The following is a 14,462-nucleotide window of genomic DNA, read 5'->3' as shown; positions in this document are numbered from 1 at the left end:
CTGCCCCTTTGTTGTGCTATGCAAATTCAATGTCCCGAGTGCAAATCTAAATTGAACTTGGGGCAGCCAAAGCCTGGTAAGTACCGGCCTCGCTGCAAACAATGCGGAAAGCAATTCATATTGAAGGTCACTGATGACGAACCAGCCAAGATCGGTATTGGTCGAATCAAACCAAAGCAAGCCAAGCCGCCTTTGGAAAGCTCGCCGGCGGATGACGTAGCGAGGACGCTCGTTGACGAGACGATGGATTCCACAGGTCAGATTAGCCCGACGGCAACTGCTTCGGCATCAGTGTCCGCTGGAAAATCAGCTGCATCGGCGGACGTTGGCACCAAACCGCACCGAACGAGTGTCAGTCGAACGAAGGTCAACCAAACGGCAGCGAACGTTGATGCAACGATTGACCAAACCGTCGATCGAAGTGAGGCGGTGCAACTCAAATCGGCTGCGTCAGTGCGAACCGGCGATCGATCGGGGGCTTCGGTGAAATCGCCCGCCGTGTCGGAGAGCGACGACCAAGTGGCCGCTATTCCGGAACGTCTGGGTGGCTACAAAGTCATGCGAATGATTGGACGCGGTGCGATGGGGGCTGTCTACGAAGCCAAGCAGATTTCACTGGACCGAATCGTTGCACTGAAAACAATACGTAGCCGACTTGCGAATAACCCCGCTTCGCTGGCCCGGTTTACTCGTGAAGCCTACGCCGCTGCGCAGCTGACACACCACAATGTCGTACAGATCTACGACTTTGGTGAAGACAACGGGCGTCACTTTTTTTCCATGGAATGGGTTCGCGGCGGTCCATTGAGCGATCTGATCCGCAACAAAGGGGCGATCGAACCCAAGCGTGCTGCCGGCTACGCTTTGCAAGCCGCGCGGGGACTTCAGTTTGCGCATCAAAATGGCATGGTTCACCGTGACGTCAAGCCCGCGAATTTGTTGTTAAGCGATGATGGTGTGGTGAAGGTCGCGGATCTTGGCTTGGTCAAAATTCCTGACCAGATTGATCCTGAGACCGAAATCGGCGCCGTCACAAGTGGTATGCAAAGCGGCACCCAGGTCACCATGATGGGCACGGCCGTTGGGACGCCAGCCTACATGGCACCCGAGCAAGGCATTGATGCGGCAAGTGTCGATCATCGCGCGGATATCTACTCGCTGGGGTGTAGTTTGTTTTACATGTTGACCGGACGGCCGCCCTTTGACGGGTCGGTCGTGTCGGAAGTCATGCAGCAGCATGCGCAGCAGGCACTGCCTAGTTTGGTCGACGTCAACGCGCGCGTACCGGCAGAGCTGAATGAGATTGTCCAGGGAGCGATGGCAAAGCGCCCGAGCGATCGTTTTGCTTCGCTGGCTGAAATGATCCATGAATTGGAGTCTTACCTGGGCGTCAGTAAAGACGGTTCGTTCTCGCCGACCAGCGAACAGGCGGACCAGTGGGAAACGATTGGCAAACAGTTTGCCGAAGCGACCACTCGGTCGCGGCTGTCGACTCCGGTTTTGTTCGGTTTTGCGCTGCTTTGCGGATTGCTCACGTTGGCGATGCCGTTCATCGCGATCAACTGGCTGCTGTTTGCCCCGGCCATGTTCGTCACCGCATTGGTCGTTGCGACCGTGCTGGCAGGTTCACAGAGCGCGGTTGGGACGAGTGCACGGCGTTGGCTTGCGTCTTTGTCGTGGTTTGACTATCTAGTAGCGGTCTTCGGTAGTTTGGTTGCCCTCTTAGTTGGGTTTGTAATTGGACTTTGGTTGGGCGTGATGGTGGGAATGGTTCTGGGAGCGATGGCGGGTGCGGCCTATCATTTCTTGATTGTCGTGCCGACACAATCGTCGGCGGAAGGAGCGATCAAGGATGCGGAGAAGTTTGTTCGGGATTTGCGAATCGACGGTGCCGACGAAGACGGTGTGCGGTCGTTTGTGGCAAGGTACGCGGGCAACAGTTGGCAGCCACTTTACGAATCGTTGTTCGGCTACGAATCGCTTTGTCAGATGCGCGAACAGCTAGGCAGCGATCCTAGTTTTCGCGGTGGATCCACACGCGGCGGTTTACGCGACAAGGTTAGTGCCACGTTGCAGGCCAAAGCAGAAGCGAATCGGCATCGTCAGGATCAAAAGCGATTGGCAAAGATCGAAGAACTTGGTTTGGCAAGCCAGGGCGTCAGCGCCGCGAAGGCCCGCGATCAAGCATGGCAGATGGCTCAGGCGATTGTGGCGAACGCCCGAGATAAGTCCACGTCCAGCGATGACTTTGCCGTCGCGGCGCAGATCAAACGTGAACGACAGAAAGTCATGTTGGCCGATGCCCGCAGCGGTAAGTACAAACGAAAACGAGACCCCTTTGCCATCGTTCGATTTGCTTTGGGCGGCCAGTCAAGATTGATCGCCGGGAGTTTGCTGTTAGCCTTGTTTGCTATTTGGGCAAAGAACGCGGGTTTGGTTGATACCGTCCGCGCCGGTGACATCAATGTGGCGACGCTGGAGACTGACACGGGCGGCAAACTGCTGGGGCAAGCCACTAGCAATTGGTCGATCGGTTTAGCGGGGCTCTTGTTGTCCCTGTCCGCTTTTGTTTCTGGGTGGCGAATGACTCCGTTCGCGATCATCGCCACCATCGTGATCCTGTTCGGGCCGACCCTGGGTGTGCCTGGAATGCAGTCGTTGCAATCTTGGATGGTTTCCGCTGCGATCGGAGTCGCCATCTACGTTCCCGGGATCATTTTTGGTGAGCAAAAGAACCAATGACTTGACCGCGTCTGCCAAGGCAATCGCGATCTGTTACCGATCAGCGTGCGGCAATTCGTAGACGGCATAGGTTGCGTTGATTTCTTTGCCCACGGGATAGAGTTGGACGAGCGGCAGATTGGGGCCGGTGATGCGGCGGTCAACAACCATGAATCGAACGCCATACTTGTCGCGATATCGCTTCAGGTCGGCGTACTTGATTGTGACGCGTACGCGGCCAAGTCGCCGTGGAAAGACGTCGGCAAATCGATGGTCCCATTCCAACAGGCTTTCGGCATCCTGCGGAACGTCTTTCCAATTGACGATTTCAGCGCGTTCGGCGTACCACTTGAATGATTGTTGATGCCGAGGCGTCAGCAATACTTCATCCTTTGCCGTCGATTCGCGAACCCAATCGCATACTGCTAGCCAATCTGCAAATCCGGCGCGTTGTTGCTGGACCGTCGCATCGGGGGCCCAGCCAAGGAGCTTGTGACTGGCCGAGGGAGGTATGCCCAAGTGGGATCGTTTAATGGTGGACATGGCAAAAAAGGTTGCCGACGCCAACAGCACCAGCCACGATCCGGTGTTGCCCCAATGGGACGGTTTCGGGGTGATGGGGGGACCGTTCTTCGACGCACCGTTTGTAGGCGACTTGATCGCTGACGCCGCATCCGTCGATGCCGAATCTGCCGGTTTGCAAAAGAAGATTGGCTGGCGATAAACGGCACTGGCAGCCAGGATCGCGAGCATTAACGGCACGATCGCATCGGTCAGTCGGAACCAATAGTAACGAAGTAGTTTGGCAGCCAACTCCGGTGCATAGGCGGGCAGCGATCCAACCACCAATCCGGCAAAAGCGATCAAGACGGCGCCCATCGTGAACCAGAGCAGCAACCGCAACTGCTGGCGTTGGGAGTCCGGTATGGCGCTCGCTGACTTGAGTGTCAGCGTATACAGCATGACTGTCAGAGCGATCAGGATTCCATGACGTACGAACCACCAAATTTGGAAATCCGCAGGCAGCAGATGATGCTTGATTCGAAAGTAGGAATAGATTTCAGCAGCGGCCACAGTATCTTCGCGCGGAACGCCGATTGTCAGGTAAAACGCAGGCACCAGACCAAACAATGCGATCGCACCACCGACGAACAACGCCGGCGTAAAAAAGGCTTTGCCGTCGGGTCGCTTGTGTTCTGTCATCAGCCAGGCCAACGACGCAGCGATGACCGACCAACCGCCGGAGAGGACGTGAAAGGCGGACGCGATTCCCAACAATTGCCAGACGCGATTCCATCGTCGATCGACCATTTCCGATAGAGCCAGCAACACAAACCCATACGCGGGCACTTTGGCTTCGATGCCGCCAACGACCCATTCGCCTGCCAGATTGCCGTGCTCGACGCCGGCGATCCAGATGATGGCGACGACCATCGACGCGAATTCACCGGGGATGACTCGGGCAGTCAATCGCTGAAGTCCAAACGCCAGAAGCAGCCATCCAGCGACGCGTCCGATCCACGCGGTTGCAGAGAGCGAAAGGAATTTGGTTGGCCAGCCGAACAGAAAATAAAACGTCGTGTGCGCCTTGCCGGACGCCGTGAATAAATCGTTTTGGCACCAAGCAGCGTCCCAGAAGTTTTTGGCTTTGACCAAATAGTGGGCTTCGTTGACCATCGGCGCCATGTCGCCGGCATATACAAAAAACAATAGCGTCAACAATACGATTTCGACAATCGTTCGCAGTTTCGTCGATGACTCTTTTGTTGGCATGGTTTGCAAGTTATGGATGCACCGATGAGCGAGTGTCTCGTTACGCCAAGTCGATTGCCATTTCGATGGCGGCGATCATGCTTTGGTGGTTTGCTTTGCCTTGACCGGCCAAATCCAAGGCAGTCCCGTGATCGACGCTGGTTCGGACGATCGGCAGCCCCAGCGTGACGTTCACTGCGTCGTCAAATGCCAAAGCCTTCAGCGGAATCAAACCTTGGTCGTGATACATGCAAACGTAGACGTCTGTTGTGGCACGCATCGCAGGCGTGAACGCAGTGTCGGGCGGTAGTGGCCCGATGACTTCAATGCCATCGCTGATCGATTGGGCGATCGCGGGCTGAATGATATCGGTTTCTTCACCATGACTGAACAGGCCATTCTCGCCGGCGTGCGGATTCAAACCGCAGACGGTGACTTTGGGGGATCGTCCCAGGCGACGCGACAAAGCGATATGCGATTGCCGGATCGCTCGAAGCACCTTTTCGGTCGTCAGCAAAGTCGCGACGTCGGCCAAGGGAATGTGAATTGTCGCCAGCACGCACGAAATCGTTTCACTGGTAAGCATCATGCAAAAATCGGAAGTGCCCGTCCGGCTTGCAAGCAATTCGGTGTGACCGGGGAATTGGATGCCTGCGGCGTGCCAAGCTTCTTTGTGAATGGGGCCCGTCGCAATTGCGTCGACATCTTGCAGAAGAGCTTGGGTGATGGCCAGATCGACGGCTTGAAAAGATGCTCGGCCGGTATGTTCGTTCACGCTACCGATTTCAAACTGGTCGCTTGTGATGTCACCCGCGTCAACGATCGCGGCGGAGTCCGCCCCGGCGATGTCGGTTGGGGCAATCGACGGCGGGACGTTTAGGTTGAGCTTCGCTCCGATTGCTTGAAGCACCGTTTTCGGCCCGAATACCAGCGGTACGCACCGGCTTTTGATTTTCTCGATTGCAGCGCATTTCAACGCCAATTCTGGTCCCACACCAGCAACATCACCCACCGTGATAGCGATTCGAGGTAGCGATTGGGAAGAGCCGATTTTGGACATTGCTCTGGTGCTGAGCGGTAAGATGAAGTGAGATAGTTGCAGCGTCATGGATGAAGCTGCCCGGGGTGCCTGTCGATAGCGAGCAACAGCTTAGCGAATCCGGTGACGCAATGAATCGCCCCGATCAATAATGCAATTTGTGAAAAACGAAGTCATGAACCGATTCGGAACCACTGTCGCTTTGGCATCTACCTGCGTCCTGTTTGGGTTGGGGGGGGCGACCGGTTTGCACGCTGCCGAAGTCATTGCGGTTTGCCCCAAACCGTTTCGCGCGGCGTTTCAGACTTGGGTCGATCACCGATCGGCTCAGCAGTTGGGCGTCGAGATCATTGACACAGTGAGTGACGCGAAGGCTCTTTCAGAAAGTATTCGCGATGCTGCCAGCGATGCGACTCGCTACGTCATTTTGATCGGAGATAGCCCGGTCATTGGTACGCAAACGAATCTCAACCGCGAAGTTCCCACCGTTTACTTGCCCACCAGCGTGACCGCTAAATGGGGATCGACGCCGACGTTTGCATCGGACTTGCCTTATGGCGACTTTGATTCCGACGGCGAACCCGATGCCGTCGTGGGACGACTGCCAGTGCAACGGGCAAATGACCTTACTAATTTGATCAAACGGATTATCGCGTACGAACACAGTGACGACTTTGGTCCGTGGCGTGGACAAGTGCAATTAGTGGGCGGAATCGGCGGGTTTGGCATGATGGCAGACGCTGCGATCGAATCGGTGACCCGCACGGTCGTCACCAGCGTACTGCCGGCAGAAACAAAAACGAACGTCGCCTACGCCAGTCCCGGTCACTTGTTTTATCCACCAGGAGAATCGTTTACGAATGCGGTGCTGCAGCAGTATGCCCGAGGTTCCCGTTTTTGGGTTTACGCGGGTCATGGTCAAGTCACTGCGCTGGACCGTGTCCCTCAGACGCGCGACGGTGTCCCGGTTTTGGATAAGACGAGTGTTTTGCGTTTGGATCGTCAGGCTAAGTCGGCCCCCATTGCGTTGATGCTGGCGTGTTACACCGGTGCAATCGATGCGTCGAACGACTCACTTGGAGAACGCATGTTGTTGACCCAGGGAGGTCCGATCGCTGTTTTCGCTGGTAGCCGAATGACCATGCCCTACGGTAACACGACCGCAGCAGTCGGTTTGATCAAAGGTGTCTACGAAGAAAAACTGCCGCGACTGGGCGACGCTTGGTTCAGCACGCTGCGGCAAATGCGTGCCGATGACCCGACGGACAAAGCCACGTCGCGAATCATGATCGACGCCGTCGCCACCATGGTCAGCCCGGCGGGAACGAAGCTGATCGACGAACGACATGAACACATGGGGCTCTACAATCTGCTGGGTGACCCACTGTTGTTGATGCATCATCCGGGTGAGGCAACGATCGAAGTCGCATCGGGAATCGATCACGGTGAAACGGTCGAAATGAAAGTGACCAGTTCGGTTGATGGTCTGTTGACGTTGACGCTGGATCGTCCGCTCGGAGCAGTCACGGCGGGCGACCCCAACGCGACAACAGTGGCTTCGATTTCGTCACCGATCAAAATTGGGCAAACGGCCACCCACAGAATTGTCTTGCCCATCAGCACGACTGGACCGCTGATTGTGCGCGCCATTGTCTCGGGCACGGGCTGCTGGGCGACCGGTGTCGCCAAGACCAACGTGCGGCAAGAGCGTTAAATTGCGTTGAAGTGTCGTGCCTGTCTTTACCCTCCTGCGCAGCGGGAGGGTCGGACGCGTTAGCGGCCGGGGAAGGTTGTGGTTGCCCGACGACGCGTTACAGCAGTGAGAGCCGAATTAGCCCACTCCTCGCTGCGTCGTGCGTAAAGCTCGCCCACGCCGAAGAGCAATGCGTCCTTTGAAAACAATTTTATCATCGGCTTTCTTGCACTTTGGTTCGATCATCCAGCAAATTCTGCCACTGCACATCGACGACTAACAACTCTTTTTGCAGCGGATACTGCCGCGACAAATCCATCACCCTTCGCCGATGTTTTTCGACCTTGACGATGACAAGTCGCTACTCGCTGGCACGAAGACTCGCGTCAAAGATACAACCACCGTCGTCCCCACAGCGTTTTGGGCAACCTGGCCCCAAAGATTTCGCTTCATCTGGCCGGGCTAGCCCGGCCAGATGAAGCCCTGGTTTTCTCACTAAAGCTGGTACAGATTCGGGGAGCAGGTCAATCCGGTCGAGTGACAGCCGATCGAACCAGGATTTTGACGCGGACTGAGAGGGGACGAGTTTTTTTTCGCTGGCCTTGAGTTGCTCAGGTATCCAACTTCCGAACCGCTCTGGCGCAAGTGGTTTCAGATTCGTGAGCCGTTGGCGCTAGCCACGGGCATTGCTCACACTGATGGATCTACGAAAAGGCCCGTGGCTAGCGACAGCGGCTCAGTTCATGACGAATCTTCTGCCAAGGACTGGGACGAGGAAGTGGTTCATTGGCGTGGCGTTTGCGACGATTCTCCAGAGAATGTCGCGGCATTCCTTCGGCTGGCCGAAGCGCTGCGATGGATTGGACAATTCGACGAAGCTGCTGATGTATTGGCGCAGTTTCTCCCGCTGGTTTGTGAACCGCTGGAAAGGGCCGAGCGGAAATTTGAGGCGATCGAATTTCGCCGTCGCTTCGCAGAGATTGCTTCCGTGAACGAAAACAATCTCTTTCAGCTTTCCGTTTTGCTGGGCGGTGTCGAAGAAAACGACGAATCACTGGCTTATTATCGGCGACAACTATAGTTGGATCGCAACCACTTGGGTGCGGCTGCGAATCTCTGGCTAAGCCGACTCGGGGTGCCCACGAAAAAAGACGGATCGGATACTTGGGCAGCGATTTCTACACGCACTCCATAGGCACAATCATTTTGCCGATTCTGCGAGCGCATGACCGCGGACGAGTACACCGAGATCGCCGTTCAGCTGCTTTATGATCTTCCATCTCTCAGGGCGATGCAGCACATGATCGACGAAAGATTTCGCAGCAGCCTCCTGGTCGATCCGATCGGATTGGCTCGGGATCTGGAGAGCCATTTCGCAAGTTGGGCTCGTTAGGTAGCACGCAGGTTCAAGACTTGCGTCTCGCGTTTACAGCAGTGCCAATCGTGTGTCGTCCCTGTTGCTCTGGTGTATAACGGAGGAATAATTTGCCCTCCAATTGCTCACCGAAGAGATCACCAAAATGCATCGTTTGCTTCTTGCCGCTTTGTTGATGACTCCTGCGTTTTCAACCTTCGCAGACGATCGTCCGCCCAACATTGTTGTGATCTTTATTGATGACATGGGATATGCCGATATCAATCCGTTTGGTGGCACGGCGTATCCCACGCCCAACCTGGACCGAATGGCTGACGAAGGTCGCAAGTTCACTGACTTCGTCGTTTCATCTGCGGTGTGCAGTGCATCCCGGTCGGCACTGCTAACCGGTTGCTATCACCGCCGAATTGGTTTCTCCGGCGCACTTGGTCCCAAAGCAAACGTCGGAATCAATCCGAACGAGACAACGATCGCTGAACTATGCAAATCGGTTGGCTATTCGACTGCCGCGTTCGGCAAGTGGCACCTTGGGCATCACCCCAAGTTTTTGCCCACCAATCATGGCTTTGATCAGTATTTTGGAATTCCGTACAGCAACGACATGTGGCCGCTGCACCCAGCTTCGATCGAGAAACGGAAGAAGGATCCGGATGCCAAAATTCCTTGGGCGGAACTTCCGATGATCGAAAACACAACAATCGTCAACGAAAGCGTTCAGCCGAACGACCAACGCCAAATGACGCGTCAATTCACGCAGCGCTCGGTGGCGTTTATCAAAAAGAATGTCGACAAGCCCTTCTTCCTGTACCTACCGCATCCGATGGTTCACGTGCCGCTGTACGCCTCGAAAGAGTTCGAGGGAAAGAGCGGTCAAGGAATTTTTGGGGACGTGGTGATGGAAGTCGACTGGTCGGTCGGGCAGATTCTTGATGCAGTCGAATCAATCGGCCAAAGTGAAAACACGTTGGTGGTTTTTACCAGCGACAACGGTCCTTGGCTGTCCTACGGTACGCACGGCGGCAAAGCCACGCCGCTTCGTGAAGGCAAAGGAACCATGTGGGAAGGCGGCTACCGCGAACCGACCATCATGCGATGGAAAGGCAAAATCCCAGCAGGTACAACCTGCGACAAACTTTGCAGCACCATCGATCTTTTGCCTACCGTGGCGGCCATGATCGGCGCTAAATTGCCACCGCATAAAATCGATGGTCACGATATTCAGCCGTTGCTGATTGGCGAACCGGATGCCCTGTCGCCGCACGAGGCGTTTTACTGCTACTACGGCGGCGGGCAGTTGCAAGCGGTGCGAAACGAGCGATTCAAGCTGATGTTTCCACACAAGTATCGGTCGCTTCAGGGCGCTGAGACGCGCGCCGACGGTTTTCCGGTACCGTACAAAATGATGATGGCGGATTTTGCTTTGTACGACCTGGACACGGACGTGTCGGAAACCACCGATGTGAAAGAGAAGTACCCCGAGGTCGTCAAGGAATTGCAGGCTGCTGCTGAGCGTGCTCGCGAGGACTTGGGTGACAAGTTGACCAAGCGTACCGGCAAAGGAGTCCGGCCAATTGGCAAACTGGCCGATGGCGACGAAAAACTCCCGTTGGTTTGGTAACCGGCAATGAACGATCAATTCATGCAAGCAGCCATCGACGAAGCGATCATCGGTCGCGACGAAGGCGGCATCCCAATCGGCAGCGTGTTGGTGATTGACGGTCAGATCGTTGGTCGCGGGCACAACCGCCGTGTGCAGAAAGGCAGCAGTGTTTTGCACGCTGAAATGGATGCGTTGGAAAACGCGGGGCGACTGACCGCGGCGCAGTATGGTCGTGCGACGTTGTATTCCACCTTGTCACCCTGCGACATGTGTAGCGGGGCCGCGCTGCTTTATCAGATTCCGACGATCATCGTCGGCGAAAACAAAACGTTTCAAGGCCCAGAGAAATATGTGCGTTCACGCGGTGTCAGTCTGACCGTATTGGATAACGAAACGTGTGTTGAACTGATGAACGCCTTTATTGCCAAGCACCCCGAGCTATGGAACGAAGACATCGGCGTGTGAGCGTGAGCGAAATCAGGCGATCATTTGACTCGCTGCGACGTGAGCTCAATTGCAGAAATCAACGCCTTAGCTTTGTTGATCGTTTCGTCATATTCTGCGTTGGGATCGCTGTCAGCCACCACGCCACATCCAGCTTGGACGTGTACGACGCCATCGGCGACAACCATCGTGCGCAGCGCGATGCATGTGTCCATGTTGCCACGATAGTCGATGTAACCCACCGCCCCGCCGTAAGGCCCGCGGCGATGGGGTTCCAGCGAATCGATGACTTCCATGGCACGTACTTTTGGTGCTCCTGAAACCGTACCAGCAGGAACGCATGCTTTAAGAGCGTCAAAGGCATCAAGCCCTTCTCGCAAAGTGCCCTGCACTTCACTGCTGATGTGCATGACGTGGCTGTAGCGTTCGACGACCATGATTTCGGTCAATTCGATGCTGCCGAATTCGGCGACGCGGCCCACGTCATTGCGTCCCAAGTCGACCAGCATGACATGCTCGGCGCGTTCTTTGGGGTCTGCCAGCAGTTCTTTTTCCAATGCACGATCTTCTTTTTCCGTCGCGCCTCGCTTGCGCGTGCCGGCCAAGGGACGCACCGTTACGCAGCGATCTGCGACTCGGCACATGATCTCGGGCGAACAGCCGACCAGTTCGCAATCGGGCGTTTGCACGTAGAACATAAACGGGCTGGGGTTTACCACTCGCAGCGAACGGTAAATCTCAAACGGATCGACATCGGTCTTGACCGAGAACCGTTGGCTGGGCACGACCTGGAAAATGTCTCCGGCGCGAATGTACTCGACGCAGTCCGTGACGGCTTTGCAAAACGATTCGCGAGTAAAATTCGAGGTCACATCCAGTGGCGAAGCGGCACTGTCTTCTTGCCACTGTTCGGGATTCCAAGCATCGGCAACAGCGGGAACTTGTTGCGAGAGTTTTTCAATCGACTGATTGACTTGTTCACAGGCAGCATCGTAGGCACGTTGGATATCGTCGCTGGATTTCACATCGCGGCAGTCGGCGAGCGAGACGACACTGATCGTTTTATCGACGTGGTCGAAAACGCATAGCGTGTGATAAAACGCGAAGTCCAGATCCGGCAGATTCCGGTCGTCTTCGGGCGCATTGGGCAGATGTTCCACGTAGCGGACGACGTCGTAGCCAGCGTAGCCGATGGCACCACCAACAAACGGCGGTAGTTCATCAAACTGCGCGACTTGGTAGTTGAAGTGCGTGCGAAATGTATCGAGTGGATCTTTGGCCGTTAGCTGTTCTTCGCCGCCGTTTACAAAGTCGGTGATCACGATTTTTTCGCGTGTCGCGCTGAAACGCCGAATGGGGTTGGCAGCTAGAAAGCTATACCGGCCGACCTTTTCGCCACCAATCACGCTTTCAAAAAGGCAAGCGCCGTTGGCTTGGGTTGCCGGCTGGTCGGCGGTGAGCAGTCGAAAGGCTGATACGGGTGTCAACGTGTCACTGAGCAGACGCCGGTAGACCGGAACGAAATCGTTTTCGATGGCCAGCGATTCAAAGGACTTGGTATCAGGACGATGCATATCAGGGGATGTCAGCAGCTAGTAAGTTCTTGTTGATTCGTAAATTCCGACAACGAGCCTAGTGCGTGTGCCAGTTGGAAGTGCCAATAGAGAGGTTCCAGTAGCTCAACTTCTGGTAGCAATATTAGCGACTCGACGCAGAAGCGTTCAGGGTCGAAGGCAATGATCCATTGGACCCAACGTTCTGCCGCCTCTTGCACGCATTGGATAGTTTCACCGTCGATCTCCGATTCGGGTAGGCGGGACCCGGCGGCATCGCTTCATTTTTGTCCCTCTGTGGATTTCATACGGTGATTTAACGACGACTGCTCGCGTTGACACCAATTATGCCAGCGATAGAATCAATTTGTGGTAGATTCAGCTTGAATTCTTCACAGTTGCACGACGATTCCCAATCGACAAACGCCTCCTTCTGTGTCCGCTGACACAGTTGACGACCCCACCCAGGGATGCCCGTTTCGTCGGCGCTATCGGACCTGAATAAACGGACCTGAATTGACCGATGAAATGCCAATACTGTGAAAAACCCGCCACGTTTCACATCACTGAACTGATGGAACCGTCAGGGCCGCAGATCTTGCATCTGTGTGAGGAGCACGCGCGTCGATTCTTGCAGAAAGATGCCAGTCAGCCTGCCGCGTCGATCGCAGGCGTGCTGGAGAAACAGCTGCAGCTGGGGCAAACCAAGCAAGAGCTTGAAGAACTGGACCAGAAAGAGTGTCCGGTTTGTGGGATCACTTTCTATCAGTTTCGCAACAGCGGACGATTGGGGTGCCCATTTGACTACTCGCACTTCGAAAGCGATTTGGAACAGTTGTTAATCAATGTTCATGATGCCACGGAGCACAAAGGGAAACGCCCCAAGCGTGCCGCAGCGACCGCCGATTCGCACGCCAAAATGATTCAGTTGCGTCGAGAGATGGAAGAGGCCGTCGAACGCGAGGACTATGAGCGTGCGTCGGAGATTCGGGATGAACTGAAGCAGATCGAATCACAAGTCCAAGCCGTGGTTTCCCAGTCGGTCGTCGACGGCGGTGGTTCGCAAGAAGACGCCCACTCGCAAGACAGTGACGTGGCGGGTGCCAGCGATGGCGTAGATGGGGGCGACAAAGAGTGAAACACCAACCTGATTTTGCAAAGCTTGCCCAAAGTTCTGGTGAGTGGCTGCGCGGCACCGGGCCCGAGTCGGACATTGTGGTTAGCAGCCGAATCCGATTGGCGAGAAACCTAGCCGACTTTCCGTTCATCCGCCGCTGCAGTGACGAAGACCGTGTCAGTATCGAACGAACCGTGCGAGCTCGGATGGAGACGCTCGACGGTTGGGACGATATTCGATACGTCGACATTGAGGACATTTCAGAGATCGACCGGCAGTTTTTGGTCGAACGACAATTGATCAGTCGTGAGATTGCCGACGCAGAAGGTTCACGCGGCGTGGCCCTCGATCCTGCGGAGCGATACAGCGTGATGGTCAATGAAGAGGACCATTTGCGAATCCAGGTCATGAACAGCGGTTTGGACTTGCATGCCGCTTGGAAACAAATCGACGCATTGGACGATAAGCTCGAAGGCGAAATTCTTTACGCCTATCACTCTCGTTATGGCTACCTGACTGCGTGTCCCACCAACGTCGGCACCGGGTTGCGTGTCAGCGTGATGCTGCACTTGCCAGCTCTAGTGATTACTGGCCAAATCGAAAAAGTGTTTCGGTCCATGCAGCGTATCAACGTGACTGTGCGAGGGCTGTATGGAGAAGGTTCTCAGTACACTGGCGATTTCTATCAGGTCAGCAACCAAGTCACACTCGGGCACAGCGAAGAGTCATTGCTAAGCTTGGTCGGCGACGAAGTGGTCCCGCGAATCATCGAATACGAACGCAAGGCAAGGTCGTTTTTGATCGATCAAGGCGAGCAGGATTTGAATGACGAAGTTAGTCGTGCGTTGGGGATTTTGAGCACGGCAAAAAAGATCAGTAGCGAAGAGACGATGCACTATCTTTCCAAGGTTCGCATGGGCGTGAATCTGGGCCTGATCGAAAACGTGCAAGTCGGGACGATCAACAAATTGTTCATTCATACTCAGCCGGCGCACTTGCAGAAACTGCATGGTCGACTGCTCAGTTCGTCGGATCGCAATATCCAGCGAGCTTCGTATCTCCAAGGTCATCTGAACGGCAAACTCGGCGACGGTGAGCTCAATTAGGTGAGCAAAATCAGCTGCCTGCGCGATGTTTTGCACCGGTTCTGTGCAATGCGTTGGAGTGA

Annotated in this window: 10 protein-coding genes; 7 read left to right on the top strand and 3 right to left on the bottom strand. The window is 55.2% G+C overall.

Annotated elements, in window-relative coordinates; genetic code table 11:
* The first annotated feature begins 18 nt into the window (after positions 1-18).
* Positions 19-2,742 carry a serine/threonine-protein kinase gene (locus K239x_RS24360; protein ID WP_145420930.1) on the top strand — a complete coding sequence of 908 codons (2,724 nt, stop codon included), beginning with the start codon at positions 19-21 and terminating at the stop codon, positions 2,740-2,742.
* A gap of 33 nt (positions 2,743-2,775) precedes the next feature.
* Here K239x_RS24360 and K239x_RS24355 read toward each other — a convergent pair whose 3' ends face one another.
* Positions 2,776-4,494, bottom strand: coding sequence for a DUF6798 domain-containing protein (locus tag K239x_RS24355; RefSeq protein ID WP_419189349.1), 1,719 nt, complete (start codon positions 4,492-4,494; stop codon positions 2,776-2,778).
* Positions 4,495-4,534: 40 nt separating this feature from the next.
* The gene (gene pdxA / locus K239x_RS24350) at positions 4,535-5,533 is read right to left on the bottom strand and encodes a 4-hydroxythreonine-4-phosphate dehydrogenase PdxA (RefSeq protein ID WP_145420929.1); all 999 of its coding nucleotides are present in this window, start codon (positions 5,531-5,533) and stop codon (positions 4,535-4,537) included.
* 130 nt (positions 5,534-5,663) lie between these two features.
* Here pdxA and K239x_RS24345 point away from each other — a divergent pair, with 130 nt between their 5' ends.
* The 4 genes from K239x_RS24345 to K239x_RS24330 all read left to right on the top strand — a co-directional run bounded on the left by K239x_RS24345 (position 5,664) and on the right by K239x_RS24330 (position 10,645).
* Entirely contained in the window at positions 5,664-7,226 is a 1,563-nt protein-coding gene (locus K239x_RS24345) for a C25 family cysteine peptidase (protein ID WP_145420928.1), read from the top strand.
* A 697-nt stretch (positions 7,227-7,923) separates the two neighbouring features.
* Positions 7,924-8,286: a tetratricopeptide repeat protein gene (locus tag K239x_RS24340; RefSeq protein ID WP_145420927.1), complete on the top strand. Its 363-nt coding sequence runs from the start codon at positions 7,924-7,926 to the stop codon at positions 8,284-8,286.
* 439 nt (positions 8,287-8,725) lie between these two features.
* On the top strand, positions 8,726-10,198 hold the full coding sequence (locus tag K239x_RS24335) for a sulfatase family protein (RefSeq protein ID WP_145420926.1): 1,473 nt from the start codon (positions 8,726-8,728) through the stop codon (positions 10,196-10,198).
* A 6-nt stretch (positions 10,199-10,204) separates the two neighbouring features.
* Complete coding sequence (locus K239x_RS24330; RefSeq protein WP_145420925.1) at positions 10,205-10,645, top strand: nucleoside deaminase; 441 nt, start codon at positions 10,205-10,207, stop codon at positions 10,643-10,645.
* A gap of 20 nt (positions 10,646-10,665) precedes the next feature.
* On the opposite strand, the gene trpE is transcribed toward K239x_RS24330, so the two are convergent.
* On the bottom strand, positions 10,666-12,198 hold the full coding sequence (gene trpE / locus K239x_RS24325; RefSeq protein ID WP_145420924.1) for an anthranilate synthase component I: 1,533 nt from the start codon (positions 12,196-12,198) through the stop codon (positions 10,666-10,668).
* Positions 12,199-12,700: 502 nt separating this feature from the next.
* On the opposite strand from trpE, the gene K239x_RS24320 reads away from it, so the two are divergent.
* Positions 12,701-13,315 (top strand): UvrB/UvrC motif-containing protein, encoded by a 615-nt coding sequence (locus K239x_RS24320; protein WP_145420923.1) that lies wholly within the window; start codon positions 12,701-12,703, stop codon positions 13,313-13,315.
* Positions 13,312-14,400, top strand: coding sequence for a protein arginine kinase (locus tag K239x_RS24315; protein ID WP_145420922.1), 1,089 nt, complete (start codon positions 13,312-13,314; stop codon positions 14,398-14,400). Before K239x_RS24320 ends, K239x_RS24315 begins: the two co-directional genes overlap by 4 nt.
* Positions 14,401-14,462 lie beyond the last annotated feature (62 nt).

It is taken from the genome of Stieleria marina, assembly GCA_007741555.1.
In the GTDB taxonomy this organism is placed as follows: Bacteria; Planctomycetota; Planctomycetia; order Pirellulales; family Pirellulaceae; genus K23-9.
Note: the sequence above shows the minus strand (reverse complement) of the source record. Positions and strands in the feature narration are given on the sequence as shown.